Annotated in this window: 27 protein-coding genes; 8 read left to right on the top strand and 19 right to left on the bottom strand. The window is 61.5% G+C overall.

Going from position 1 to position 26,721, the window contains the following annotated elements:
- Positions 1–218: 218 nt before the first annotated feature.
- From rplQ to infA, 7 genes are all read right to left on the bottom strand, one after another.
- Positions 219–710, bottom strand: a complete 492-nt coding sequence (gene rplQ, locus Q6E04_RS01805) for a 50S ribosomal protein L17 (RefSeq protein ID WP_303249120.1) — start codon at positions 708–710, stop codon at positions 219–221.
- Between the two features lie 13 nt (positions 711–723).
- Positions 724–1,674, bottom strand: a complete 951-nt coding sequence (locus Q6E04_RS01800) for a DNA-directed RNA polymerase subunit alpha (RefSeq protein WP_303249119.1) — start codon at positions 1,672–1,674, stop codon at positions 724–726.
- Between the two features lie 32 nt (positions 1,675–1,706).
- Positions 1,707–2,303, bottom strand: coding sequence for a 30S ribosomal protein S4 (gene rpsD, locus Q6E04_RS01795; RefSeq protein ID WP_123198237.1), 597 nt, complete (start codon positions 2,301–2,303; stop codon positions 1,707–1,709).
- A gap of 21 nt (positions 2,304–2,324) precedes the next feature.
- Positions 2,325–2,720: a 30S ribosomal protein S11 gene (rpsK, locus tag Q6E04_RS01790; RefSeq protein ID WP_123198238.1), complete on the bottom strand. Its 396-nt coding sequence runs from the start codon at positions 2,718–2,720 to the stop codon at positions 2,325–2,327.
- Positions 2,721–2,732: 12 nt separating this feature from the next.
- Positions 2,733–3,101: a 30S ribosomal protein S13 gene (rpsM, locus tag Q6E04_RS01785; protein ID WP_123198239.1), complete on the bottom strand. Its 369-nt coding sequence runs from the start codon at positions 3,099–3,101 to the stop codon at positions 2,733–2,735.
- A 22-nt stretch (positions 3,102–3,123) separates the two neighbouring features.
- Positions 3,124–3,237 (bottom strand): 50S ribosomal protein L36, encoded by a 114-nt coding sequence (gene rpmJ, locus Q6E04_RS01780; protein ID WP_006363204.1) that lies wholly within the window; start codon positions 3,235–3,237, stop codon positions 3,124–3,126.
- Positions 3,238–3,439: 202 nt separating this feature from the next.
- Complete coding sequence (infA, locus tag Q6E04_RS01775) at positions 3,440–3,679, bottom strand: translation initiation factor IF-1 (protein WP_368656396.1); 240 nt, start codon at positions 3,677–3,679, stop codon at positions 3,440–3,442.
- Between the two features lie 424 nt (positions 3,680–4,103).
- On the opposite strand from infA, the gene Q6E04_RS01770 reads away from it, so the two are divergent.
- Positions 4,104–5,234, top strand: a complete 1,131-nt coding sequence (locus Q6E04_RS01770; RefSeq protein WP_303249118.1) for a low specificity L-threonine aldolase — start codon at positions 4,104–4,106, stop codon at positions 5,232–5,234.
- 124 nt (positions 5,235–5,358) lie between these two features.
- Entirely contained in the window at positions 5,359–5,802 is a 444-nt protein-coding gene (locus tag Q6E04_RS01765; RefSeq protein WP_303249117.1) for a universal stress protein, read from the top strand.
- An 81-nt stretch (positions 5,803–5,883) separates the two neighbouring features.
- Here the strand turns inward: Q6E04_RS01765 and tsaE are convergent, their stop codons facing one another.
- Together tsaE and Q6E04_RS01755 are read right to left on the bottom strand one after the other, a co-directional pair.
- On the bottom strand, positions 5,884–6,339 hold the full coding sequence (tsaE, locus tag Q6E04_RS01760) for a tRNA (adenosine(37)-N6)-threonylcarbamoyltransferase complex ATPase subunit type 1 TsaE (RefSeq protein ID WP_303249116.1): 456 nt from the start codon (positions 6,337–6,339) through the stop codon (positions 5,884–5,886).
- A gap of 251 nt (positions 6,340–6,590) precedes the next feature.
- Positions 6,591–7,487 carry an acetamidase/formamidase family protein gene (locus Q6E04_RS01755; RefSeq protein ID WP_303249115.1) on the bottom strand — a complete coding sequence of 299 codons (897 nt, stop codon included), beginning with the start codon at positions 7,485–7,487 and terminating at the stop codon, positions 6,591–6,593.
- Between the two features lie 236 nt (positions 7,488–7,723).
- Here Q6E04_RS01755 and Q6E04_RS01750 point away from each other — a divergent pair, with 236 nt between their 5' ends.
- On the top strand, positions 7,724–9,271 hold the full coding sequence (locus Q6E04_RS01750; protein WP_303249114.1) for a hypothetical protein: 1,548 nt from the start codon (positions 7,724–7,726) through the stop codon (positions 9,269–9,271).
- On the opposite strand, the gene Q6E04_RS01745 is transcribed toward Q6E04_RS01750, so the two are convergent.
- On the bottom strand, positions 9,268–10,248 hold the full coding sequence (locus tag Q6E04_RS01745; RefSeq protein ID WP_303249113.1) for a glycosyltransferase family 2 protein: 981 nt from the start codon (positions 10,246–10,248) through the stop codon (positions 9,268–9,270). The two genes, Q6E04_RS01750 and Q6E04_RS01745, sit on opposite strands and share 4 nt — an antisense overlap.
- Before the next feature lie 235 nt (positions 10,249–10,483).
- Here Q6E04_RS01745 and Q6E04_RS01740 point away from each other — a divergent pair, with 235 nt between their 5' ends.
- Positions 10,484–11,425 (top strand): DMT family transporter, encoded by a 942-nt coding sequence (locus Q6E04_RS01740; protein WP_303249112.1) that lies wholly within the window; start codon positions 10,484–10,486, stop codon positions 11,423–11,425.
- 77 nt (positions 11,426–11,502) lie between these two features.
- On the opposite strand, the gene Q6E04_RS01735 is transcribed toward Q6E04_RS01740, so the two are convergent.
- The gene (locus Q6E04_RS01735) at positions 11,503–12,441 is read right to left on the bottom strand and encodes an aldolase (protein ID WP_303249111.1); all 939 of its coding nucleotides are present in this window, start codon (positions 12,439–12,441) and stop codon (positions 11,503–11,505) included.
- A gap of 253 nt (positions 12,442–12,694) precedes the next feature.
- On the opposite strand from Q6E04_RS01735, the gene Q6E04_RS01730 reads away from it, so the two are divergent.
- Positions 12,695–13,207 (top strand): hypothetical protein, encoded by a 513-nt coding sequence (locus Q6E04_RS01730; protein ID WP_303249110.1) that lies wholly within the window; start codon positions 12,695–12,697, stop codon positions 13,205–13,207.
- Between the two features lie 116 nt (positions 13,208–13,323).
- Here Q6E04_RS01730 and Q6E04_RS01725 read toward each other — a convergent pair whose 3' ends face one another.
- On the bottom strand, positions 13,324–14,820 hold the full coding sequence (locus Q6E04_RS01725) for an FAD-dependent oxidoreductase (RefSeq protein ID WP_303249109.1): 1,497 nt from the start codon (positions 14,818–14,820) through the stop codon (positions 13,324–13,326).
- Positions 14,821–15,062: 242 nt separating this feature from the next.
- Here Q6E04_RS01725 and Q6E04_RS01720 point away from each other — a divergent pair, with 242 nt between their 5' ends.
- The gene (locus tag Q6E04_RS01720) at positions 15,063–16,673 is read left to right on the top strand and encodes a helix-turn-helix transcriptional regulator (protein ID WP_303249108.1); all 1,611 of its coding nucleotides are present in this window, start codon (positions 15,063–15,065) and stop codon (positions 16,671–16,673) included.
- Positions 16,674–16,739: 66 nt separating this feature from the next.
- Here Q6E04_RS01720 and nadE read toward each other — a convergent pair whose 3' ends face one another.
- From nadE to Q6E04_RS01705, 3 genes are all read right to left on the bottom strand, one after another.
- Entirely contained in the window at positions 16,740–17,546 is an 807-nt protein-coding gene (nadE, locus tag Q6E04_RS01715; RefSeq protein WP_303249107.1) for an NAD(+) synthase, read from the bottom strand.
- Positions 17,547–17,613: 67 nt separating this feature from the next.
- Entirely contained in the window at positions 17,614–18,120 is a 507-nt protein-coding gene (locus Q6E04_RS01710; protein ID WP_303249106.1) for a prolyl-tRNA synthetase associated domain-containing protein, read from the bottom strand.
- A 206-nt stretch (positions 18,121–18,326) separates the two neighbouring features.
- Positions 18,327–19,544: a pyridoxal phosphate-dependent aminotransferase gene (locus Q6E04_RS01705; RefSeq protein ID WP_303249105.1), complete on the bottom strand. Its 1,218-nt coding sequence runs from the start codon at positions 19,542–19,544 to the stop codon at positions 18,327–18,329.
- 175 nt (positions 19,545–19,719) lie between these two features.
- Between Q6E04_RS01705 and Q6E04_RS01700 the strand changes: the two genes are divergently transcribed.
- Positions 19,720–20,586: a hypothetical protein gene (locus Q6E04_RS01700; RefSeq protein ID WP_303249104.1), complete on the top strand. Its 867-nt coding sequence runs from the start codon at positions 19,720–19,722 to the stop codon at positions 20,584–20,586.
- 77 nt (positions 20,587–20,663) lie between these two features.
- Here the strand turns inward: Q6E04_RS01700 and Q6E04_RS01695 are convergent, their stop codons facing one another.
- A complete protein-coding gene (locus Q6E04_RS01695; RefSeq protein ID WP_303249103.1) occupies positions 20,664–21,257 on the bottom strand; it encodes a cysteine hydrolase family protein in 594 nt (197 codons plus the stop codon).
- A 268-nt stretch (positions 21,258–21,525) separates the two neighbouring features.
- Here Q6E04_RS01695 and Q6E04_RS01690 point away from each other — a divergent pair, with 268 nt between their 5' ends.
- Entirely contained in the window at positions 21,526–22,167 is a 642-nt protein-coding gene (locus tag Q6E04_RS01690) for a helix-turn-helix transcriptional regulator (RefSeq protein ID WP_303249102.1), read from the top strand.
- Positions 22,168–22,328: 161 nt separating this feature from the next.
- Here the strand turns inward: Q6E04_RS01690 and hypB are convergent, their stop codons facing one another.
- The 3 genes from hypB to Q6E04_RS01675 form a co-directional block, all read right to left on the bottom strand.
- Complete coding sequence (hypB, locus tag Q6E04_RS01685) at positions 22,329–22,985, bottom strand: hydrogenase nickel incorporation protein HypB (protein ID WP_303249101.1); 657 nt, start codon at positions 22,983–22,985, stop codon at positions 22,329–22,331.
- Between the two features lie 72 nt (positions 22,986–23,057).
- Positions 23,058–23,444: a hydrogenase maturation nickel metallochaperone HypA gene (locus Q6E04_RS01680; protein ID WP_303249100.1), complete on the bottom strand. Its 387-nt coding sequence runs from the start codon at positions 23,442–23,444 to the stop codon at positions 23,058–23,060.
- A gap of 292 nt (positions 23,445–23,736) precedes the next feature.
- A complete protein-coding gene (locus tag Q6E04_RS01675; protein WP_303249099.1) occupies positions 23,737–26,607 on the bottom strand; it encodes an S-layer homology domain-containing protein in 2,871 nt (956 codons plus the stop codon).
- Between the last annotated feature and the right edge of the window lie 114 nt (positions 26,608–26,721).

Here is a 26,721-nt window from a genome sequence, read left to right as displayed (position 1 = left end):
GCCCTCCTTTTCCAAGGACGGCTCCATCGTATCACGTCGAACGCCTGCGCGGCAGCCGCAGGCACCCTTTGCAACCGAGACGAAACCAGCCCCGACCCGCGCTTTTCGACGAGCGAACAGCACTGCGGCGGGGCGAATACGAGAGTAGACGAACTCGCTCGGAAACGAAGAAAGGACGCCGAAGCGTCCTTTCTTAAAAGCATTGTATGGGAAAAAGGCTACTCGGCCTTCTTCTCCTCGGCCTCGGCGGTCTCCTCGGCCTGAGCCTCGGCGACAGCCTCGGTCTCTTCAGCCTTCTCGACCTTCTTCGGAGCAGCCTTGGGGGCCTTCTCCTCCTTCTTGGCCACGGGCTCGGTCACGAGCTCCATGATGACCATAGGAGCATTGTCGCCCTTGCGGGGGCCGAGCTTCAGGATGCGGGTGTAACCGCCCTGACGATCGGCGAACATGCCCTGAGCAACCTTCTCGAAGATCTCGCGAACGAGCTCTTTGTCGTTGCCGAGAGCGGCGATGGCGAGACGACGGGAATGCAGGTCGCCCTTCTTCGCCCAGGTGATGATACGGTCGACATCGGGGCGGATTTCCTTCGCGCGAGACTCGATGGTCTTGATGCGGTCGTTCAGGAACAGCGCCTGCACCAGCGACCTCTTCATGGCCTTAGTGTGGGCGGCATCGGTGCCCAGCTTGCGACCCTTCTTGTAATGCCTCATCGTGTATCTCCTATTATTGCTTCAAGTTGAGGTCCATCGAGATCAGTTTATCCTTGACCTCTTCGATGGACTTCGCGCCAAAGTTACGGATGTTGAGCAGGTCGTTCTCGGAGAACTCGACCAGCTGACGCACGGAATGGATACCGGCGCGCTTCAAGCAGTTGTAGGAGCGGACGGACAGGTCCAGATCCTCGATCTGCTTATCGAGCTCAGCATTGGCCTCCTGGCCCTCCGGAGCGAAGATGGACGGAATTTCGCCCTCTTCCTCGTCGGCGATATCGGCCAGGGTCAAAAACGCCCCCATGTACTGGTTGATGATATTGGCCGCGCGGCACACCGCCTCATTCGGGACGATAGAGCCGTCGGTCTCGACCTCAAGAACCAGCTTGTCGTAGTCGGTACGCTGGCCCACGCGCGTGTCGCTGACCGCGAGGGTGCAACGACGCACGGGAGAGAACAGGCTATCCACATGGATGATACCGATGGGATCCTCGGTACGCTTGTTGCGCTCGGCCGAAACATAGCCACGGCCGACACCGATGCGGATATTCATGTTCAACGTACCGCCATCGGCCACAGTGGCGATGACATGGTCGGGGTTAACAAGCGTGAACTCGGCAGGAACTTTGATGTCAGCGCCGGTCACCGTGCACGGACCCTCGACGGAAATCGTCGCGACTGCCTCGGTGTAGTCCTCGGAAAGAGCCGCGAAAACGAGGCCCTTCACGTTGAGGACGATATCGGTGACATCTTCGATCACGCCTTCTGCGGTCGTGAACTCATGCTGCACGCCCTCGATCTGGATAGCGGTCGCTTTCGCGCCATCCAGGGAGGAAAGCAACACGCGACGCATGCAGTTGCCCAGCGTATATCCGAAACCACGCTCGAGCGGCTCTACGATGAAGCGAGCGACGGTATCGTTCACTTCTTCGGTAGTGACGGTTGGCCTCATGAACTCTGCCATAGTTTGTAAGCCTCCTAATCAGCCGCTGGTTATTACTTAGAGTAGAGCTCGACGATAAGCTGCTCGTTGATATCCAGGTCGATCTGATCGCGGTTCGGAAGGGAGAGCACGCTGCCCTGCAGTTTCTCGATGTCGACTTCGAGCCATGCGGGAACCTGCATGCGCTCGTTGGACACGAGAGCGCTCTTGATGACGAGCATTTCCTTGGCCTTGGGAGCCACGGAAACCAGGTCGCCGGGGCGCACGCGGTAGGACGGGATGTCCACGCGGCGGCCATTCACCAGAATGTGGCCGTGGGTCACGGTCTGGCGGGCTTCCTTGCGGGTGCGGGCGAAGCCCAGGCGGAAGACGACATTGTCGAGACGGGACTCGAGAATGCGCATCAGGTTCTCGCCGGTGATGCCCTGCTGACGCTTAGCCTTCATGAAGTAGCCGCGGAACTGCTTCTCCAGAACGCCGTAGATGAACTTGGCCTTCTGCTTCTCGCGCAGCTGCATGCCGTATTCGCTTTCCTTGCGACGGCGCTTGGGCTGACGGATGGATTCTTTCTTGCTGCTGTAGCCCAGCACAACCGGATCAATACCGAGCTGGCGGCAGCGCTTAAGAACCGGAGTCCTATTGATTGCCATAATGATTCGATCCTTTCTGAACTACACGCGACGACGCTTGCACGGACGGCAGCCGTTGTGCGGGATGGGGGTGCAATCCTGGATGCTCGCCACTTCGAGGCCGGCGGCCTGAAGGGAGCGGATAGCGGTCTCGCGACCAGAGCCGGGGCCCTTCACGAAGACGCTGACCTTCTTGAGGCCGTGCTCCATAGCGGTCTTGGCGGCCTGCTCGGCAGCCATCTGCGCGGCGAACGGGGTGGACTTACGAGAGCCCTTGAAGCCCACGGTACCGGCAGAGTTCCAGGAAATCACGTTACCCTGAGGATCGGTGATGGAAACGATGGTGTTGTTGAAGGTGCTCTTGATATGAGCCTGACCGACCGCAATATTCTTGCGCTCGGAGCGCTTGATGCGCGTGCGAACGTTCTTCTTAGCCATGTGTTAAAACCCCTACTTCTTCTTGCCGCCGATTTGACGCTTGGGACCCTTGCGGGTGCGAGCGTTGGTGTGGGTGCGCTGACCGCGAACGGGGAGACCCTTGCGGTGACGCAGGCCACGGTAGCAGCCGATTTCCATAAGGCGCTTAACGTTCTGAGAAACCTCGCGGTGCAGGTCGCCCTCGACCGTCAGGTTCTCGCTGATGTATTCGCGGATCTTCTGAAGATCGTCTTCAGAGATGTCCTTGACGCGGATGTCCGGGTTGACGCCGGTTTCCGCGACGATCTTCTTGGCGGTGGTGTTGCCGATGCCGTAAATGTAAGTCAAGCCGATCTCAATGCGCTTCTCGCGAGGGAGGTCGACACCGAAAAGACGTGCCATAGTTTAGCTAGCCTTCCTCTCTTTAACCCTGACGCTGCTTATGACGAGGATTCTCGCAGATCACGAGCACCTTGCCATGACGTCGAATGATTTTGCACTTGTCGCACATCTTCTTGACCGAAGGACGGACCTTCATGTTTGTCTCCTTTGAATGTGCGGCTTCCCTTTGGCCGACGGTTCAACCTCTGGGGAACCCTACTGTCTTTTACTCTATGCAACACGCCCAGCCGCAGGCGATGGTTGTCATGTCGTGCGTTGTTACGGACACGCGGCCGCTGCTTTTAAGCGCAGAAATGCACCCTGTATGTTTCGACGAGGAGTCGGAGCAGAGCGGGTGCTTATTTAAAGCGATAGGTAATACGGCCGCGAGACAGGTCGTAGACCGACAGCTCGACGGTTACCTTGTCGCCCGGCAGGATTTTGATGTAGTGCATGCGCATTTTGCCGGAAATATGCGCCAGAATCTGATGGCCGTTCTCGAGTTCGACCTTGAACATCGCGTTCGGAAGGGCCTCGAGGACCGTGCCTTCAAGTTCGATGACGTCTTCTTTTGCCAAGAATCTTCCTTCTTCACTCATCGTTTGCTTAAGCAACAGCCGAAAATTATACCAAAATTTTCTTTCGTATGCACGAAATTCATTTTGGCATCACAAAAGACAGCGCCTGAGCAGCTGCCTCGACGCATTCTAGCACGTCTGACGTAATTTTTGCCGATCGACCTGCGGTATTTTCATTTTCATGACCATTTATCTTTAACGTTTGATTACCGAAAATCTTTTAGTTTCTTTTAGTATGTTTAACTAATTTGGCAACAATAGACCGCTGAAAAGATGCAGCGATTCCTGCGCACGCTTCAGGCACCCGCACGACCGATCGCGCCCTTCCCCCCCTTCCTGTCATGCCGTCCGATGCCGCGCTTCGCGGGCAGCGCGCGGCGATCTTATAATCTGAGCAGTCAGCAAAGATGCGACGACGCGTTCGCCGCCGATCGAAAGGCATTCCATGCACAGCTTCCGCAACGATTATATGGAAGGGGCCCACCCGTGCGTCCTCGACGCTCTGGTCCGCACCAACGGGGAGCAACATCCCGGCTACACCGAAGACACATGGTGCGATGCTGCGCGCAATCGCATTCGCCAGGCCATCGTACGAAGCGATGCGCACGATGCACTCGAGCGCGCAAGCGTCGACCCCGAGAACCTGCAGGTCGAATTCGTCGCAGGCGGCACCATGGCCAATCTGGTCTCGATCGCCGCATGCCTGCGTCCGCACGAATGTGTCATCGCCGCACCCGACGGCCATATCAACGTGCATGAAACAGGAGCGATCGAGGCCTGCGGCCATAAGGTGCTCGTCACTGCCGACGCCGACGGCCTCCTGAGCATCGCAGGCATCGACGCCGTCATGAGAGAACATGAATACGGCGGCAACTTCCATATGGTCAAGCCGCGCCTTCTGTACATGTCGCTCGCTACCGAAACCGGCCTGGTATGCACCGCCGCAGAACTCGCCTCGCTGCGAGCGTATGCGGACGAACACGACCTTCTGCTGTTCATCGACGGCGCAAGGCTCGCCTGCGGCCTCGCTTCGCCGCGCTGCGACGCCACGCTGGCCGACGTCTGCGCCGCCGCGGACGTGTTCACCATCGGCGGCACCAAAAACGGCGCGCTTTTCGGCGAGGCCATCGTGATCCGCAACGCCGCCGTAGCACGCGAGTTCCGCTACATCATGAAGCAGAAGGGCGCCGTCTGCGCCAAGGGAAGGCTTCTGGGCGTGCAGTTCGATACGCTGTTCTCCGTCACGGGCGCGCAGGCGGGCGTGACCGAAGCGCAAGGCGACGAGCCGCTCTACCTTTCGCTCGGTCGCCACTCCGTCGCTGCGGCCCTGAAATTGCGCGAAGTGCTGGCAGCGCACGGGTTCGACGCCTTCGAAAGCGACTCTTCCACCAACCAGCAATTCCTCAGGCTCGACAACCCGACGGCCGATGCGTTCGTCCACGCCTTCGATGCCGATGTCATCGCGCGCCCCGATGCAGACTCGACCATCGTACGCATGACCTGCTCGTGGGCTACCGCCGAAGACGACATCGCAGCCGTCGACGCCGAACTTTCGCGCATGCAGACGAACGCTTAGCCACACAGCGTAACGAAAGGGCAACGCGCAGGGTGCGAATCGCCGGAACAGGCGCTTTAGAACAATCGAGTGATAGAATGGAATCGTCCTTGAATCCAAGGACGATCCAAGGTCAGGAGCTGTCATGACGAAGAAGTACAATCGCATTTTCGCTGCGCTCGACGGCGGGAAAACCCAGGACATGGTCGTCGACCGCGCTATCGAGCTTGCCGAAGGCGCCAATGCCTCGCTGATGTTCGGCCACGTCGTCGATTCGGTCCCCTACGAAGCGGCAGGCACCGATTTCGCCGCCCTCGCGGCCGATATGAAAGCCAAGCTCGAGGAATCGATCGCGGACAAGCTCGAAGCCGCCCGCAACAACCCCGACATTCCCGAGGTGCAGGTGGTCGTGAAGGCCGGCCGCATCACCGAAACGCTGAGCGAGCAGATCATCGAGCCGTACGATCCCGACCTGGTCATCTGCGGCGAGCGCGGCCTGTCGAACATCAAATACGTGTTCGTCGGCAGCGTTTCCACCTACCTGATCCGCAATCTGCGCTGCGACGTGCTGGTGGTCAAGGAAGACTAACGCGGCGCTGCAGCGAAGCCGCCACGTGAACACATACGCAAGAAGGGCTCGGCCGTGTGCGGCCGAGCCCTTCTTGTCTGCCTACGATTCGAGCGCCGCAGCGAGAGCCTGCGCGCGCGGACCCGTCGCCGTCACGCCGATCGCACGCGTGCCGTCGGGACGCACGGCGAAATCGAGCAACACGTAATCGTCAGGCGCAGCCTCGTCGAACTTATCGCCCCATTCCACCAGAGACACGCCGTCGCCTTCGGTGATGCCGTAGTAATCGATGTCGTCCAATTCGTCGGCGTTCTCCAGGCGATACAAGTCGAAGTGATACAACGGCAATCGCCCACCGCAGTATTCGCACACCAGGTTGAACGTCGGGCTCGTCGGCACGTCGGCAAGATCGAGGCCGCGCGCGAAGCCTTGCGTGAAGTGGGTTTTTCCCGCCCCCAGGTCGCCGACGAGAAGAATGACGTCTCCCGCCTCGGCTCGACGGGCCATACGCTCGGCATATTCCTGCGTCTGCTCAACCGATGTGCTGATGATCTCCATCGATATCCTTTCATACTGTTAGTTACTCTTAGTAATTAGAGCTCTAATAATCTCTAGCTTTATTCTTATCTTTAGATATCAAATATGGAATTAGATTCTTAATGCTGGTAGATATCCAATAGCATGCAGTCACTAATTCGATATCTACCATCTTCTGCAAATTAAGCATCCTGAAGATATTTGCATTCTGCAGGATGCTTAAGCTATAAATAGATATTAGTTTCTAAAAAATACTCTGTTTCTCCGACAGCTTACAGCGCGAATCCATAGGCCTCGAGAACATGCTTGGGAACCATGAAGCGCACCGTCTTCTCGGGGTCGACCATCTGGCACACCTCGACGTTGCCGCACAGACTGAACAGCATAACCAGTTCGGCGGGGTCTTTGCCCGTGCGGTCGGCCGCCAGGTCGACCATGCGATGCACCGCGCCGTCGGCAGCGGCATCGAGCGTCTCAGCCGAGTAGATCACGCCGAATTCGGTCTCGCTCTCAAGCAGAGGCGTATCGATAGACAGCTCGGGAAGCGCGGTCAAGGTGACCGTAGCATGGCCCGCCGCCTCGGCGCCGGAAACGCTCACTTCGCCATCGCCCATCACGGCATGCATGTCGCCGCAGCCGAACAGCGCGCCGTCGACGGCCACCGGGAAATACAGCGTGGCTCCAGGAGCGATTTTGGTGTTGTCCATGTTGCCGCCGTGGGCGCCCGGCGTTCCGCAATTGACGGGCTCGCCCGCAGGAGCGACGCCGATCACGCCGATCATCGGGGTCAGCGGCAGACGAACCTGCTCGTCCCACACCAGCTCATCGCCTTCGATACGGCACAGTCGCGTGCTCCAGCACTCCAGTTTGTCGCCGTAAACGCCTTCGTCTTTGCCGGTGCAGCTAGCGGTCTGGCCGTCGAACTCGATCGCATCGATGCTCACCTTGAGCGCTCCGCCCGCCACGGCACCCTCCACATACACCGGACCGGTCGCAGGGTTGATCGCGTCCCAATCGATCGAATCCAGCTCGTCTTCGGGCGTGCGAACCTGATTGCCGAAACAGTCTTTCGTACGAATGCGCACCGTATCGCCCGATTTCACCGTGAGCACGGGCTCGAGGTCCTTCGAAAACGCGTAGAGAACCTTGTCGTCGGAAAGCTCGATCATAGGGCCTGCCTCCATTCCGTCGTGAAAACACTTTCGCCCATCATACCTGCAAAGCACAGCGACGCAACACGGCGCGCCCGCGCGAGGCACCTGCGCCGCCGGACAAAGACGGCGACCCCGCCTTTTATGGACGCTCCCCGGAAAAATGACCTAAAATCAGGTGTTCCGCGCGACATCGAAACGCGCGTCCCCCGTCTCATCCGCGCCGTCGGGCGCGCTACGAAAGCAGGAATGCCATGCTCCATCGCGACACACGTCCCGCCGACGCCGACGCGAAGGCCGCCGCCTTCTCGAACCGGCTTTCGCTCGTCGTGAGAAACGTCTCGCTCACCTTGCTCGCGTGCTGCGTTCTGGCGGTCGTCTTCGTGGCGCCGTTCGTGCAGTACGCCTCGAAACACTACTACCTGGTCGAATGGAACTTGATCTTGGTCCCCGCGGCGCTCGTCGCGATCGCCGGCATCGCCTTCGTCATAAGGCGATGGCCCGCAAGCGCGCAGCCGCATCGCTCGCGTATCTTCGAAACCTTCGTCGCAGCCGCGACCGCGACGACCCTCGTCCTGCAGGGACTCATCGTGTCGGGCGCATGGTTCGTCACCGACTGGGATTGCGGCACGATCGCGATGAACGATCCCGCGGACATCGTGGACTACCTGTCCGTCTATCCCAACCAGCTTTTCCTCGTGGGCCTCTTCTCATGGATGCGTCAGGCGGCTGCGCTGTTCGGCATCGAACCTTACCTGGTCATGGTGTACGGCGGATGCATCAGCGTGACCGTCTCGGCATGCCTTGCGTCCTTCGTCGCCCGCAAGCTCTTCGGCAAACGCGCGGCGATCGTCGCGAGCACGGTGCTGTTCGTATTCTGCGGGCTTTCCCCGTGGATCCTGGTGCCTTACTCCGACACCTACGGAATGCTCGCGCCCACGGCGATCCTGTTCGCGTACGTCTGCATGAAAGACGCGCGCACGAAAACGGCCGTGATCGCCGCCGCGTTCGGCATCGGCTACTGCATCAAGCCCACGACGATTTTCGCCGTGCTGGCGATCCTTTGCATCGAGGGATGCCGCCTCATCCACAGGCTCGCCACGGACCGCGCGTCGCTGAGCTTGAAACGCGGCATCATGGGCGTCGGCGCCGCGGCACTCGGCGGCTTGCTAGCATTTAGCCTGGTCGCGGCTGCGGAAAAGGACCTTCCCGAACTCGACGAGAACAGGGCGTACAGCGCGGCCCACTACCTCATGCTCGGCCTGAACGCGCAAACCTACGGCGTCTGGTCGCAAAGCGACGTCGAATACTCCTCGTCGCTCGCCACGCCCGAAGAGCGACGCGCAGGCAATATCGAGGAGTGGAAGAACCGCGTGCACGAGCTGGGCATCGACGGCGCTGCGAAGCTCTACGCCAAGAAGGTGATCCGCTCGTATTCCGACGGCGCGTTCGCCTGGGAGGAAGCGGGCACGTTCTATGCCGACGTGCGCGGCGAAAACGACGTGATGAAAGCCTGGTGGGGCATCGGCGACAAGGGCGACAACGTCGCTTTTCGCGTGGCGTCTCAGATCGTATGGTTCGCCGTGCTGATCGGCATGGTGCTGCTGCTTTCGTCCAGAAAATCGACGCGCGCGGAGGCGGTCATGGCGTTCGCCCTGGTCATGCTGACGTGCTTCCTCGCCGTTTTCGAATGCAACGCCCGCTATCTGTTCTTGTACCTGCCCTACTACATCGTGCTGGCATCGGGCGGATGGCTCGCTGCTTCGCGCCTCCTGCCCCGCAAGGACGCGAAGCGCCGCTAGGCTTCGGGCGCGTCCGACGCGTCGTCGAAGCCTGCGTGCTGCGACACAATGAAGCGCGGGCGGTGCTTGGTTTCGAGGTAGGTCTTGCCGACATACTCGCCGATCACGCCGATGCTGAGAAGCTGCACGCCGCTCAGCAGGCACAGCACGCACACTAAGCTCGCCCACCCCGCGACGGAATTGCCCATCAAAGCCGTGACGATCGCCCAGATGACGCCGATGAAGCTGACGATCGATACCGTGATGCCGAGCAACGTGATCAAACGGATGGGCTTCACGGAAAGGCTCGTGATGCCGTCCACCGCAAGCGCGACCATCTTGCGAAGCGGATAGTGGCTCTCGCCCGCCACGCGTTCGTGGCGCTCGTAATAGACGCTCGTCGAATTGAACCCGACCAGCGGCACCATGCCGCGCAAAAACAAGTTCACTTCCTCGAACTGCGAAAGGGCGTCGAGCACCTTGTTGCTGAGCAGGCGGTAATCGGCATGGTTGTACACCGTTTCGGCGCCCATGCTGGAAAGCAGCTTGTAGAACGCCTGAGCGCTGCCGCGCTTGAACGCGGTATCGGTCTTGCGGCTCGAACGGACGCCGTAGACCACCTCGGCGCCTGCGCGGTAGGCCTCGACCATCTTGTTCATGGCGTCGATGTCATCCTGGCCGTCGCAGTCGATGCTGATGGAGATATCGCACTTCCCGCGCACTTCCATCAGGCCCGCCAGCAGCGCGTTCTGGTGGCCGCGGTTGCGTGAAAGCTTGATGCCGCGTAACACTCCTCCGTCGGCCGCCAGGCCCTCGATCACGCTCCACGTGGCATCGGAGCTTCCGTCGTCGACGAACAGCACGTAGCTTCGCGCGGAAACCATCCCCAGACCCACGAGCTCTTCGATCTTGGCCCTGAATGCCGGAGACGTGGCAGGAAGCACCTCGGCCTCGTTGAAACACGGGATGACGATCGCCAGAACGGGCGCTTGCTCCATTGACACTCCTCGAGAAAAAACATGCGGCGAAGCGTCCGCGGGCGCCCGCCGTCCGATTGCTTGGAATAGCCCGCCGCGCGGCCTTAGGGCGCGACGAGCGAACACCCCGTTACGATACCACTCTTCGAAAGCCGCGAAGCGCGGCGAGGCCGTCTCTGCCGCGCGTTGCTGCGAAATCCCGCGAACCGCTGTATGCTGTGGGCACATTGACACGACCCCGCGAAGGACCGCCGCCATGCTGCCTCGAATCGAAACGCCCCGCACGCGCCCCGCCGATACCGCCGCCGATGACAGGCCCCGCGAAGGCGGTCCGTCATGGATGGCGAGCAACGCAGGGCTTCTGGCAACGCATCTCGCCGTGCTGCTGTTCGGCCTCGTGGGCCTGTTCGCCAAGGTGGTCGCGCTGCCCGCCATCATCCTGGTGCTGGGACGAACGTTTTTCTCGTCGGCGTTTCTCGGCGCCTGGCTCGCTTTCAAAAAACAGAGTTTCGCCCTGAAGACCCGCGGAGACTACGCGCTGATCGCGGTCGCAGGCATCATCCTGGCCGTGCACTGGACCAGCTTCATGCAATCCATCCAGGTATCAACCGTGGCCGCGGGAACGCTGACGCTCGCCACGTTCCCGCTTTTCAGCGCCGTGCTCGAGCCGATCCTGTTCCATGAGAAGATGCGCGTATCCGACATCGCATGCGCGCTCGTCATGCTGGCGGGCGTCGGCTTCATCGTCGACGATTTCAGCCTCGACGGCACCATGGCCCAAGGAGTGCTGTGGGGGCTGCTCAGCGCGTTCACCTACGCGTTGCTCTCGCTTGCGAACAGGCGCTTTTCAAACGGATACCCGGCCTCGCTCGTGTCGTTCTACGAGCAGGCCACAGCCACGGTCGTGCTGCTTCCCGCCCTGTTCGTGTTCAAGCCCGCGCTTTCCGCCTTCGACATCGGCATGCTCGCCGTCATGGGCGTCGTGTTCACGGCGATCGCCCATACGCTGTTCATCAGCGGCCTGCGCACGGCGAAGGTGCGCACGGCAGGCATCATCACCGGGCTCGAATCGGTCTACGGCGTGGCGGCCGCCATGCTGTTCCTCGGCGAAATCCCCGGCATCCGCGAAATCATCGGCGGCTGCATCATCCTGGCGGTGGCGCTGTATTCGACCCTCGCATCCACGCGCAGCAATTAACCGGACGGCACGCATACGAAGAAGGGCCCCTTGCGGAGCCCTTCGGGAATAGACGATGCGTTATGCGAACGCGATGCCTACAGCGCGAAATCCTCTTCGCCGTTGAACACCTTGAGCGCACGGTCGACGTCGTAGTCGGCCAGCGTGATGGCGCTGATGGCCTTGGTCAGGCGCACCGCCTCGTCGAGGCTGCGCTGATGGATGTTGCGGCCCGTGGCGTTGCCGCATGCGCCGCCGATGTGGATCTGGTCATGCAGCTGCGTGAGGAAGGTCTGCGCATCCACGGTGGAACCGCCCGCGCACACCAGGCCCGTGCGGCCCGCGGCGGTAGCGGCGATCTTGAGGCTTTCGGCGGACGTGGCCTCATCGGTGGCCTTCGGCGGGTTCACCTTGACGAAGTCGGCGCCCAGGCACAGCGCGACGCCTGCGGCGCCTGCGATCAGGGCAGGAGCCTTCTCGTCGGCGACGGCCTTGCCGCGCGGATAGATCCACAGCACCACGATCAGGCCGGCCTCGTGGGCCTCGGCAATCAGCTGGCCCGCCTCGGCGAGCATGGTGGATTCGTATTCGCTGCCCAGGTACAGGGTGTAGCCCAGACCCACGATGTTCACGCCTTCTTCGCGCATGGCCAAAACAGCCTGAAGGTCATGCAGCTGGGGGCTGTAGGGGTCGTCCTGGGCGGTCTTGACCAGGTTGGTCTTGGAGTTCATCTTCACCAGGTAGTTGACCTCGGGATAATCGGCCGCATAGCGAGCGATCAGGCCGCGCTGGCCCGCCAGCACGCCGCACACGCCCTCGGAACCGATCTTGAAGAGATGCTCGGGATCGAGGTCGGAAGGATCGATGCCTTCGCCGTAGAAGTCGCCGTTGAGATGCTCGACCTTCTGGTCGCATGCGAACAGCATCAGTCGGCCCGTGCCGCGCGTCGCAGCCATGTAATTGTCGATGTAGGTCTCGCGGGCGTCGCGGGGCACATCGACAGGCACCTTCACCTGATCGCGATCGATCTTAGGCATGATGTTCCTCCTATATAAAGGTTGCTTTATGACGTCGCCTGCGTACAGGGCACGCGACGACTCCTCAGTTTAATTGAAATGAAAGCGCGGCTTTTCATCGTTCACGGAAACGGCTCAGGGACGGATGCGGACGGCGGGCTGCGTGCCGAAAACCCGGGATGCAGACCCGTTGAAAAGGAAACGGAGTTTCATCGAATCGATCGGGCCTCCATGCCGACCCGGTAGAATCGCATCGAGAGACGAGGAGGAAGCCATGTCAGAATCCGCAACCGCGAAGCCGACCGCGCCCGAAGCCGTCGAGGCGGCCGGCGAGCACGCGAACGACGCCGAAGCAGCCGTCGACCCGACCTACGGCATCACGCGCGAAGAAGCCGAAGAGCTTCGCATGCTCATCGCCACCGAGCGCGACGGCGGCGATATGGCCTATGCGGCGTTTCACAGCCTCTGCCCGACGGGCGAGGAATACGCCTTCGACGACAAGGCGTGCGCGATCTACCGCCTTCTGGAAAAGCGCGGCCTGATCGAAGGAGCCGACACCGGAAATGGGTTCTTGTTCTTCGGGCTGACGCAAAACGGCCGAGACGCTTCGGCGGCCTACGATGCCGCCCACGCCGGCGACGATGCGCCGAAGCCGCGCAAGCCCGCCTTTTCGGTGCCGCACGTCGAATTCGACAAGACCGTCGTGATCACGAGCGCCGCGACGGCCGGCGTGGTGGGCCTGATCGCAGGCATTCTGGGCGCATTCATCGGAAACGCCCTGTTCTAAAACCAGACCGCATGCGCGTTCGAGCGCATAGGCTCGCCCGAACGCGATGAAGGGGCGCCGGAAGAATCCGGCGCCCCTTCTCGTAAGGGAGGGTCGCTTCGGCAGGGTCTGAACGCCTAGGCGCTTTCGGACTGCAGGGCCGCAACCACGGCCTTGCCCGTCACCAGGCCGGAACCGGCGTTCGGGGAAAGGTCGCTGCCGCTGTCGGGAGTAGTGGAACCGCAGCAGTACACGTTGGCGATCGGATTGCCCTGGTTGTCGACCAACTGGCTGTCCGTGGCGATCTTCAGGCCGCCGTGGGTCTTGTAGCGGAAGGGGAAATGCTTCAAAGCATAGTAGGGGGCTTCCAGCTTCTCGAGGAACAACTTCTTGCCGAAGGCCGCATCCTCGCCGGCGTCGACGAAGCCGTCATATTCGGCGAAGGTCGCCTTGAGGTTCTCGGCAGGGACGTCCATGGCCGCCGCCAGGTCATCGAGCGTGTCGCACGGACCGACGAGACGGTCTTCGTGGGCATTCATGTTCATCTCGACGTTCCACGCCTGAGAACCCTCGATGAGCTGATGGTCGAAGATGGTCCACCAGAAGCCCAGGCCGAGCTCGGCAGCAGCATCCGGGGAATCGTGGGACTGGTCCTCCTTGATGAAGCGACGGCCCATGGGAGTGACCTGGACGTTACGGCCGAAGTAACCCCAAACCGTGACCTGAGCCAAGTCGCTCATGCGATTGGATTCCATGTCCATGTGGGCATACACGCCGCCGATGGAGCGGCCGAGCTCGTGGCCCTCGCCCATCGAGTACACCGTAAGCGGGCACAGCTCGGCCTGCTGGGGCATGTATTCGGAAACCATGACCTGATTGCAAGAGAAGCCGCCCGTCGCCAGAACGATCTTCTTGGCCTTCACGTCGATGATCTTATCGGTCTTGGGGTCGACGAAGCGAACGCCGATCGGATTGCCGTCGGCATCGACGATGAAATTCGTCGCCTTGCGGTTCAGCTCCACCGTGGCGCCTTTGTCCTTGAGGCCGTTGATGAGCGGGGTCAGGACGGAAGTCATGTCGCCGATGCCGTTCAGGGGAAGCAGCATGGACGTGGGAGCGCCCGTGTCCTTATAAGCGTCGAGCGGCTGGAACTGCGCGCCGTAGTCGGCTTCGACGCGATTGGCCCACTCGGTCTGATACAGGTACAGGGCCTTCTTGTATTCCATGTCGTCGGTCTCGCCCTTTTTCTCGAGAATGGGAGCGTACTTCTCCCATTTCTCCTCGGGGTTGTCCTCGATGCCGGCGCGCTTCTGCACCTCGGAGCCGGAGACATTCATGACGCCGCAGGCCATGAAGCTCTCGCCGCCGTACGTGTCGCGCTTGTCGGCGAGCATGACGTTGTAGCCCGCCTCGACCGGGTCCATGGCGGCGGAAAGGCCCGCGATGCCCGTGCCGATGATCAGCACGTCGGTTTCTTCGGCGAACTCGACCGGAGCGGAGCCGACGACGGTGCCGCCTTCCGCGCCCTTGGATTCTCCCGAAGCGCAGCCCGCCAAGGCGGTTCCCGCAACGAGAACGGCGCCGGAAGCGATCGCGCCCTTCAAGAAATTACGTCGATCAAGAATCGTTTCCATAATGTTCCCTCCTCATTCGATGCCGGCTTCCCCGCCGGCAGCCGAATCATGCATCCGCATGCTTTCAAACGCACCGTACAAAATGGACTATTTTTACGTTTCCCCTCGTCAAAGCCATATAAATACCGAAGGCCCCGACAACGGGAACGAAGCGCGAGGGGATAGGAAAACAGGCCCGCATGCACTGCCGGCCGTGCGAAGGAGCCGGTCTCGTATACAATAGGCACCGTAGGAGGAGGGGTATGAAAACAGAACACGAACGCGGCGCGACCCCGCCGTGGCTGCTGACGCTCGCCGTCATTGTCGGCTATGCGGCATTCCGGTCGGCGAATTCATCGATATACCTTTCTCGATTCGCGCAATCGCCCGAGTCGTTCATCTTCATGACCGACCCCGCGTTCAATATCACATCGGCCCTCGCGACGGTACTGTGCGCCGTCGCCGTGGTCGCCCTGTGCGCCGCAGGTCGCCTCAAAGAATTCTCGATGCCCGTCGTTCCCGCCGTCGCCATTCTGCTATGCGGCATGGGCACGACGGCCCTCGAAGGCTCGGCCCCCTTGCCGCCCAACATCGTCTTGGCGCTCTCGGTAATCGCGTTCGCGGTGGGATCGATCATGCTCAAGATGGCCTGGATCGAACTGCTCGCTCACGAAGCGCCGCGCCAAGCCATCATCCAAATCGCCTGCTCGGCCATCGCCAGCGCCGCCATACAATACGGTCTTTCCATCCTCGGAGCATCGTGGACCATCGCGCTGACCGCGGTCCTTCTGGTCGCAAGCGCCTCGCTTCTTCTCGGGGTGCGCGGCGATATGAAACGAAGCGAACAACGAGTCCTCGAACACTGGCGCGCGCACGGCAGCAACGGCCCCTGGAAAAACGCCGTGGGAGAAATCAGCGACGCGCTGCTCGCCCTGTGCGTGCTCGAAGCGGTCATCGGCCTGATCAACAGCTTCATGCTGGCCGCATCTATGACCTTCGCCGGCGCCGCGGGCATTCCCAGCGCCGCCATGGCCATCGCCGCCGCCCTATTCTGCTTCGCCGCGCTGACCATGCGACACCTGCCCGCCGCATCGGCGATGTTTCGCGTTGCGTTTCCCGTCGTAGCCGCCATGGTGGTGTTCGTACCCTTCGCCAGCGAGGGATATACGCGGCTCTTCAGCACGGTGCTTTTGGTAGGCTACGATTTCGTCGCATTGCTGCTCCTCTATCAAGTGGCCTACGCTTCGCATAAATTCAAAGTATCGAGCTATGTCCTCATGGCGCTGTTCTCGGGATGCACGAAGCTCTGCCTGCTCGCGGCACTCGTCATAGGAGGCCTGTTCGGCGGACAGGAACGCGCGGCGGAATCGTCCACCGTGAGTTTTCTCGTGCTTGCGTGCGCGGTGATCTACATTCTGGCCATCGCCGCCGTCCTGCTTTCGCGCGACCGCAGAAAGCGCACGGCATTGCGGGAAGCGCATCGCGACGACGGGACCGAAAGCGTCGATGCGGCGGAAAACGCGCCTGCCGAAGCGGACGCTCGAGACGAAAACGCCGAATGCGCACCCTCGCCCGCCGCGACGAGGGGCGAAACCGACGCATTGCCGCAGGAGCAACAAGCTCTCCCCTCTTCCGCCGCAGCCGTCCCGAACGAGGAAGAGCCCCTCGAAACGACCTGCCGCATGCTGGCCGAAAAACACGGGCTCACCGGCAGGGAGACCGAAATCCTGGGATACCTCGCCCAAGGCCGCACCAACACGCGCATCGCCGAAGACCTCTTCATATCGCCTTCCACCGTGCGCGGCCATATCAGGCACATCTACACCAAGCTCGACGTGCACGACCGCCAAGAGCTCATCGACCTCTTCCATTAGCGGCATACGGCGCATGAATGAAGAAAGGACGCATCGGCGTCCTTTCTTCGCGGCGGTTGGAACCGGTCAGTACCGGATAGGAACGAAAGGCGGCTCGAGCGCGCGCTTGAACGCATACGCATCGACGCGGCTCGTCACCCGTTCCACTTCGGCGGCGTCATATCCTGCAGCGACAAGCCCTTCGCGGTCCATGCCGCGCTCGGCGTAATCGACCAGCAGGCGGTCGAGCTCGGCATACGAACCCAGCGTATCCTCATCGCGCTGGTCGGGAGCGAGCTCCGCACTCGGCGGCTTGACCAGCACGTGCTCGGGAATGGGAGCGATGCGGCCTTCGGCCTGCGCCTTTTCGTTCAGCCAGCGCGACATGGCGAACACATCGGTCTTATACAAACCTCCTATCGGAGCGAACGCGCCCGCCGTATCGCCATAGAGCGTAGAATAGCCCATCATGGCTTCGCTCTTGTTGCCCGTGTTCACCATCATCCAGCCATGCGCGTTCGAAAGAGCCATGAGCACCACCATGCGGCAACGGGCCTGGGTGTTTTCGGCGGCCAAGCCGCGCGACATGATGCAATGCGGCCCCAGCGCATCCACGAATGCCTCGAACGGCTTGTCGATCGAAATCCGTTCGGCCCTTATTCCCAGATTAAGCGCCAGCTCTTGGGCATCGACCAAGGAGTGCTCACTCGAATACGGCCCGGGAAGCATGTATCCGTGCACATGGTCGGCGCCGAACGCATCGACGCACATGCAAGCCGCCAGACTCGAATCGATGCCGCCCGAAAGGCCCAGCACCGCATCGGTCATGCCGATGCGGCGCGCGAACGCCGCAAGGCCGTCCGCGCACGCGCGGTATTTCGCTTCTATATCCACAACCGTCCTTTCTTCCGGCAACCCTGACGCTTCGCTGGAAGCTCGATGGCTCTTGCAAAAGCCTCCGCTATTCGGGACGCGGCAGCTCGACGAAACGCAAGGCGTTGCCGTGATCCTCGATGATCTTCACCATGTCGGCAAGCTTCACATGCAACGTCGCGGTATTGTCGTTGGGATGCACGCCCAATCCCGCATAGCCCCTCAGCTCCTCGTCGAACACCACCTGCACCGCGACCCGTTCGTCGTTGAGCACGCCGAACGGCGAAACCGCCCCGCCGCGCAATCCCAGATATTCATGCAAGTCGTCTTCGGAAGCGAAGCGCAAAGGACGCGCCTCGAGCCGCGCACGCAGCTCTTTAAGATTCGCGGGCTTGTCTTCGGGCATGACCACCAGATAGTAGTTGCGCTTCTTGTCGTCGCGCAGGAAGAGGTTTTTCACCACGTCCTGCGCGAACGGAAGGCCCAGCGCCTCCATGCCCTCCATGGTGAACACAGCCTCATGCTCCACGATGTCGAATTCGTAGCCGCCTTCGCGTAGGAAGCGGACCACGTCGTCTTTGCCCATGCGTTCCATTGTCGCTCCTTTTCGCCGTCGAAAGACACACGCGCTTCATGAAACCGTACCACGTCCACTAAGCGACGGACGTCGGCAATCGGCAGGCAGCAGGCCGGCCGCGCGAACGAGAGCCGCATGCGTTGAAAGGCGCCGAAAACGAAACTCGCCGCGAACCCGAACGGGAGCGCGGCGAGAAGAGCGCAGACGATACGTGCGAAAAATCCCTACAGCCCCGAAGCCGCGATGGCTTCGACGGCACGCTCGAGACCTTCGGGCGGCAAGACCAGAGCCATGCGCACATAGCCTTCGCCGGAAGGACCGAAGCTCGCGCCCGGCGTCACGATAACGCCCGCACGCTCCATCAGCTCTTCGCAGAACGCCATCGAATCGGTGCGGCCGTGAGGGAGCTTGGCCCACACGAACATGGTGCCGTGCGCGTTGGGCCTATCCCAGCCGATGCGCTCGAGGCCGTCGCACAGCGCGTCGCGGCGGGCCTGGTACTTCATGCGCTGCTCCTCCACATGGTCGAGCGGACCGGTCAGCGCGGCGATCGCGGCTTTCTGAATCGGCAGGAACATGCCGAAGTCGATCTGGCTGCGCAGCTTGGAGAACGCCGCCACCACATCGGCGCGACCCACGATGAAGCCGATACGCGCGCCCGTGACGTTGAACGATTTGGAAAGCGAGAAGAATTCGACGCCCGCTTCCAACGCGCCCGGGTAGTTGAAGAAGCTCATGCCGGCAGGGCCGTCATAGACGATGTCGCTATAGGCGTTGTCGTGCACGATCAGAAGGTCGTGTTCGCGCGCGAAGGCGATGACCTGCTCGTACACCTCGGGCGTGCCCACGCTTCCCACCGGATTGGAGGGCAGCGACACGATCATGTACTTGGCGCGGTCGGCCACCTCGGGGTCGATGTTCGCCACGTCGGGCAGGAAGTTATTCTGCGCATTGAGCGGATAGTACTCCAGCTTGGCACCCGCTAGGAGCGCGCCCGCACGAAACACCGGATAGCACGGGTCGGGCACGAGGACGCTATCGCCCGGATCGAGCATGGCCATGCCGAAATGACCCACGCCCTCCTGCGTGCCGCTGACCGAAGCCACCATGTCGGGCGTGATGCCCTCGATGCCGAAGCGGCGAGCGTAGTAATCGCATACGGCCTGTTTGAGCTCGGGCAGATCGCCCAACGCATATTTCCAGTTCTGAGGATCGCGCGCGGCGTCGGTGAGCGCCGTGACGACGTTGTCGAACGGCTCGAAATCGGGCGTGCCGATCGAAAGGTTGTAGATGGTACGGCCCTCTGCCTCCAGCTTGAGACGACGGGCGTTCAACGTCGAGAAGACCTCGTCGCCGAATGAATCGAGACGCGAAGAGAACTGCATAAGACACCCCTGACTGATAAGAATCGCGCCGGCGAACGGCGCGCTAGCGTTTCCCACCGGCCGCCCTCCCTCCGCGACCGGCTACAAGTTCGCTTATTGTACACCCGAGCCGCATGATGAGACACGCCCCTCGACGGCTTCTGCGGCCGGCCCCGATGAAAGCACGCGATTTTGCCGCCGATGCGAATCGTTGGTATGCTTGACGCAACGCGAACCCTCCTGAAAGGAACCCATGAAAGCCATCGACGTCATATCCAGGACCATCGGCGCGCAACCCGACCAGGATTCTATCCGATGGATCGACTCGACCCATATGAAGCAGTACCGAGTCCTGAGCATTGCGGGCTTGACGGGCTGCTTCGTCTGCCTGTTCGGCCCCATGGCGGCGCTTCCCATATGGCTGCAACTGCTCGGCCTGGGCGTCGGCATCGTCTGCATCGTGCTGCGCACCACGGCGCGCAAGCGTTTCGAATACGGCATCGCATCGACGCTCGATATGAAATGCGACCCCATGCTCTACTGCCGATGGGTCCTGGCCTTTCTGGCCGCAGGCCGACCGGGAGGCGACCATGTGCGCGGCGTATGGAATTACGCCTACGGCCTGATGTGGCAAGGACGTTGGCACGAAGCGATCAAGCTGGCGCGCACGCTCGAGGCCGACATGACCGACCCGGGCGTCGCCTTCGCTTACGACAGCTTCATGGCGGACTGCGCCTTCGCGCTGCGCGACCAGGACAAGCTGTCGTCCTATATCCAAGCCCTGAAGCGCATCCCCGATCGCAGGGTGGTCAAAGAGGCCGCCAAACACGCCGCCGAACTGGAACCCCTGCACGACCTGCTGGCGCTCGAGCGCGATGGAAGGCTCGACGAAGCCCGCGCCATCGTCGACCGCATCCTCGCCGATCCCGGCTTGCTGCCTATCGAACGGCTGTTGGCTACGCTGCACAAAGCCGAATGCACGACCGATGCGGCCGAAAGGCGCCGCTTGCTCGATACCGTAATCGAAACCGGCGGCACCACCTGGTGCGTCGCCCGCGCACGCGAGCTGAAGGCCCGGCTTGCCGCCGACCAGGCATACGCACCCGAAGTCGAAGCATAGCGCCCCCCGAAACACGAAAACCCGCCTTCCCTGCATGAAGCTCGGAGGGCGGGTCTTTCTCTGTATGGGCGTCTCGCCTAGGACAGGCAGGCGATGACGGCGTCGGTGTCGATGACGCGGCTGTCGTAGCAGCGCGTGAAGTAGTCGAGACCCTGCTCCTGCGTGCCGACAAGGAACGTGCCGCACGCATCCGCCGCGACCACGGTCTTATATCCGCGGAAATACGCGCCCGCCAGCGTCTGGAGCACGCAGATGTTGGTGTCGCAGCCGAAGGCGATCAGCGTGTCCACGCCCAGCTCGCGCAACGTCAGATCGAGGTCGGTCTGGAAGAAGCCGTCGTAGCGGCGCTTCGGAACGACGTAGTCGCCCTCCTGCACTTCGAATGCATCGAGCGGGCGGGCGGAATCGGTGCCCGCGATGCCATGCTCGCCCCACAGCTCGATTTCCTTATCGATGCCGGCGATATGCGCGTCGTTCGAGAACACGACAGGCACGCCCGCGACGCGGGCCGCCTTCACGATGCGCACCGCGTTATCGGCCATCTCCTCGAGGCCCGGCACCACGCCGCCGCTGCCGCCCAGCACGTCGATCACAAGCACCGCCGTGCGGGACAGGTCGATTTCGTTCGACTGTTGCCAAGGAGTGGATTGTGATTCGGGAAGATAGGCCATGGTTCGTCCTTTCGTAAACGGGATCGGTCGAACCATTGTAACGTGCGAGCACATCCGACGCGACGAGAGGGAGCCGCACGGACGGCGGAACCGGATACCGTACGCTATCATGCATGGCGAAAGGCCCGCGAAACATCGGCCGGCAAATCGACGACGGTGGAACGTTTTGATAAATGACAACGAAACGCCTGATAAAACGCTTGTCAAACGCTTTTAGCTGCACAATTCGACCCCGCTTCGTACGATACGGCACGTCGAAAGGAACCTCATGGACATCAGCAATCAGATTAAAAAGCGCCGCACCGACATGGGGCTTTCCCAGGAAGAGCTTGCCGAGCGCATCTACGTGTCGCGCCAAACCATCTCCAACTGGGAAACGGACAAAACGTATCCCGACATCCAGAGCCTGCTGCTGCTCAGCGTCCTTTTCGACACGACGATCGACGCGCTCGTGAAAGGAGACCTGGAAATGATGGAGAAGACGGTGGCGTCGGCCGATGCGAAAAAGATGCGCATCCTCGGAATCGGCATGTTCGTCCTGCTGGCGCTCATGATCCCCTTCGCTCTGGCAGGCACCGCATTGTGGGGACCTCTCGGAGTCCTGCTGGGACTGGCTCCGTGGGCCGCATCGATGGCGGTAGCCGTAGTGCTCGAGCGCATGAAAATCGAAAACGACGTGCAGACATATCGAGAGATACTGGCATTCGCAAGGGGCGAAGCCGTCGATCGCTCGGCCCGTACGGATCGCACGATATCCCGCCAGAGGAAAATGAAGGCGGCTTACGGCGAAAAGCCACTTTGGAAAGCGCTCGTGCGCGGATTGGGGATTGGCATCGTAGCCGTCGCCCTCGGCGCGATCGCTGGCTATGCCAGCGCGATGATGCTGTTCGACATCGCCTTGCCGTTCTAGCAGGCGACGCTCCGCCATAGATTCGCGATTGGAGAGCGAAGCCCTTTTCGCAACTTCCGATTTTCACATACCACGAAAGAAGGAGCCGACATGCCGGCTCCTTCTTGGTTCGTTCTACGTTATGCGTTATGCGTTATGCGTTATGCGTTATGCGTTATGCGTTATGCGCGGAACGCCTCAATCTTCGCGCGCAGCCAGTCGGCCCATTCGTCGACGCCCGCGCCCTTGGTAGCGGAAATCGGGAAAATCGGCGCGGCGGGATTGAGCTGCGTGACCGCGTCGCGGAACGCCTGCTCGTCGAAGTTGAACACCTCCATGGTGTCCACCTTGTTCAGGATGATGGCCTCGGACGCCTGGAAGACGCCCGGGTACTTGAGCGGCTTGTCGTCGCCTTCGGGCACCGACAGAATCATGACCTTGGCGCCCTCGCCCAGGTCGAAGTCGGTCGGGCACACCAGATTGCCCACGTTCTCGACGATAATCAGGTCGAGGTTGTCCAGATCGAGCGCATCCACGGCACGGCGGACCATGTCGCTTTCCAGGTGGCACGCGCCGCCCGTGTTGATCTGCACCGCGGCGATGCCCTGCGCGCTGATGCGAGCAGCATCGACGTTACTGGCGATATCGCCCTCGATGACGGCGATATTGTACTCATCGCGCAGCGCCTCGATCGTGGCCAGGATGGTAGACGTCTTGCCCGAACCGGGGCTTGCCAGAAGGTCGAGAACGAACACGCCCTTCTCTTTGAACAGCGCGCGGTTATCGGCCGCAAGGCGGTCGTTCTTATCGAGAATAGGCTGCTTCATATCTATTTTCATGACATTCCTTTCGTCAATACGAACAGGGCTCATCTCGAAGGCCGGCACCCCGGCACAGAAGGGACGGAAGAGCTAGGATGCCTCGCTCTGCGGCTCGTCGGCATCATCGTCATCGGGTAGATCGACTTCGATGCTGTCGATGCGAAGCTCCTTGCCCGATATCAGCTCGCCGAATCCGCCGCATTCAGGACACGACACGTGGAAGCGGTCGTGCTCGTAGACCGCTCCGCATTCCGTGCAGCGACTGCGCGGCTCCACCATGGTGATTTCCAGTTGCGCGCCGTCATAGAGCGGGTCTCGGTCGGTCAGCGCCTCGAACGCGAACTGCAACGCATCCTCGATGGCCTCAGTCATGCGCCCCACCGAAAGGGACACCTTGAGCACCTTCAGCGCGCCGTTCGCCTGGGCGGCCTGCGTCACGCTGTCCACGACGCCCGTCATGATCCCCAGTTCGTGCATACCATTCCTTTCGAATCAAGTCGGGCGGAAACGCCCGCACGCGGCCGATGCGCAGCGGAACCCGCGCGGCATGGTGCGATGCTGCAATCGTTGCCGCGCACGATGGACCCTCGCAACGACGCGACACATGCCCCATCCTATCGCAGGAATGCCGGCACGGCGGTGCCGTTTCCCCGTTCGGGCCGAATCTCCCCGAAAGAGGGACACCGCGTGCTTGACGGCAGTCGCCTGGAAACCCAGAAGCGAAAAGGGCCGCCCCGAAGGGCGGCCCCGCTCAGCGCAGGTTCTATGTCTACGCGTAGAGCCCGTTGATGAAGCGCATCACGACCGCGGACGCCTCGGCGCGGGTGGCGCCGTCGGTCGGGTCGAGCCGGCCGTCGCGGCCGGAGAACAGGCCCTCGGCCACCGCCCAGGACATGGCCTGGGAGGCCCAGGGGCTCGCCTCGGAGCCGTCGGGGAACTCGGACAGGTCGGCGCGGGCCGAGGTGTCCAGGCCCAGGTGCTCGGCGTAGCGCATCAGGAACACGGCCATCTGCTCGCGGGTGACCGGGTCGTCTCCGCCGAAGGAGGAGCCGCCGTAGCCGTCGACCACGCCCGTGGCCTCGCCCCAGGCCGCGGCCTCCTCGAACCACATGCCCGCGGCGTCGTCGAAGCCCGCGCCCTCGGCGTCGGGGCAGGACTCGGCGCGGTGCAGCATGGTCACGAACATGGCGCGCGTGGTGGCGGCGTCGCCCTCGAAGCGCAGCGCGCCGTCGGCCTGCGGGACGCCCGTCAGGATGCCGCGGGCGCTGACGAAGTCGGCCACGCCCTGCTCGCCGTACCAGGCGCCGGCGACGTCGGGGAACTCGAAGGCGGCGTCGACGACCTTGATCGTCACGTCGCCCGCGGCCTCGAACACCGCGTTGCCGTCGGCGTCGACGCCGCACTTGGGCAGCACGGTCTCGTTGCCGTCGGCGTCGACCGCGAACACGACGACGCCGTAGTCGGGCTCGTCCGCGTCGACCGGGACGGTCACCTTGACGGGGGCCTCGGCGGTCACCGACGCGGGCACCTTCACCTCGACGGCGGGCGCCTCGCCGGCGTCGGCCGCGGGCTTGGAGGGATCGAGGGGCAGGACGACCTCGCCCGCCTGCGCGGCCTTGTCGGAGACGGAGACCTCGGTGGAGGTCACGTTGCCGTCGGCATCCTTGGACACGACGGACTGGCTGCCGTCGGCGGCCTCGGTGGTCACGGTCTGGCTTCCGTCGGGCTTGGTGACGGTGGTGACGGTGGAGCCGTCGGGACGCTGCTCGACGTCGGTGTCAGGCTGGGGAGCGGGAGGAGCGGGCGGGACAATTGCGGAAACGGTCCACTTACCGTTAGACTCATTGGCCTTGTAACCGTCCGCCACGAAAGCAGTGGGGTCCTTCGTAAAGGTGCCGCCCGTGATTTCGATCGAACCCTTCTTGTCCTCGGCAACTTCATTGTCCGTGAGAATCGCGATGTCGCCGACGAACTCGCCCGCAGCGATCTTCACCTTTGCGGCGCCCGCGTAATTCTTATTGTCAACGACGGCAACCGCATAGCCAGAAGACGACGTGCCGTTATTGTTCTCTTCGTGAGAAATCTCGCCCGTCGCCTCGACCTTCGTATTGCCACCGATCTTGACATCGACCTCGCCGCCTTTGAGCTCGATGCCGCCAAGGCCCCTGATAAGGGCGCCTTCGACAGTCAGCGTGCCGGCCTGAGGATGGTAGATGGCCACGGAGCCGGTCGCCGTGACTTCGGAGCCCTCATGGAGAGTAAAGGTCGTGCCGCCATACTGAGCAGACCCATTGCCGCCAAGAGCGCTGGCCTTGCTGGTCGCATGAATCTTGCCGTAAACCTCGACGGATTCAACGGTCTTATCGCCGAATGCGCCCACGCCGTAAGTGTCGGGAGCCTCGATGACAACATCCTTGCCTATGACCAGAGACGCTTCGCGACCCGCATCGCCGCTATTGTCGCCAACGCGGATAACGGAGCTCGTATCAGCAAGATTGCCGCCTTCGGGCTTCACGCTCGTCACGACGCCCTCGCCGGCAAATTCGAGCTTGCCGCCCTTAACCAGGAACGCGCGGACGTCGTTGCCCTTGATATCGTAGCTGGCAAGATCGATCTTGAGATTCTTGGAAACCTCGACGGTCTTATCCAGATCGACGTTATCGAGCAGGGTCACCGTAGCGCCATCCGCAGCAGCAGCGACAGCTTCAGCCAGAGTGGAATACACCGTACCATTGATCGCAGCCTTCGCCACAACAAGAGCGTTATCAACCCAGGCAAAGCCCTGCGGTGCCGACACAGTGACCGTATCCGCCTTTGCAACCTCAACCTTTTCTGCGCCCGATTCCGCAACCATCGTCGCCTTAGAAAGGTCGCCACCGTTAATCGTGAGTTTAAGGTCATGCTCATTCTTGTTGGAGGAAAGTTCAATGGCGCCTTCGATACGACCCGCATCTGCGGCAACAGTGACCCTAGCGCCAGCGTAATTGCCGAAACCGCACACGTCGAAAGCAGCCTGAGGGGCCGCCTTGCCGGCAATAACGTTGGTGCCCTTGCCGATTACGGTTTCACCATTATTGTTAGACAACGTATACTGCGTCGAGGCGCCGCCTTCCAGGCTGACCCCCTCAAGCGTCAGATTACTGTAATTCTGAATAAGAATCCTGGCCTTGTCGGATTTAATAACGCCATTCTTAATCGTAATGTTGCTATCTTTCAGAAGCTGGAAGCCATTGGTCTCCGTACCAGTCGATCCAACCGTATTGCCGTCGATGGTATACGTGAATCCACCCAGGTCGAGCGTAAAGTTCGTACCGCTCTTCACCACCACGCCATTGCCCGCAGCATTGCCTTCGAGCTTGATTTCAGTACCCGACGCCGTCCCTTTCTCGATAGCGCTCACGGCAGCCTGCAGCGTATCATAAGAAACGTCGCCAATCTTAATGGCGGAAGCGGTCGCTGCCTCGCTCTGGCCCGCCAGCATTTCGTCGACTACGTTACCGCGCTGATAGGCGGTTTCCTGAGCGGCAGCAGCCTGATCGACCTCTTCTGCGATGGCGACCACGGGAACGCCCAGCGATGCGGCAAGAGTGGCCGCCGTAACGACGGAGAGCGCCTTGCCTCGTTTGCTCTGCATATCCATATATATTCTCCTAATCCCTGTTCAAAGATATGAATTACCTTATGGCAACTCCGAACAGACCAATCAAATACATTTTTCCAAAGTACCAATATTCACCCCTGACCGCAACGAAAA

The organism is uncultured Slackia sp. (genome assembly GCF_959608125.1).
Taxonomy (GTDB): domain Bacteria; phylum Actinomycetota; class Coriobacteriia; order Coriobacteriales; family Eggerthellaceae; genus Slackia.
Note: the sequence above shows the minus strand (reverse complement) of the source record. Positions and strands in the feature narration are given on the sequence as shown.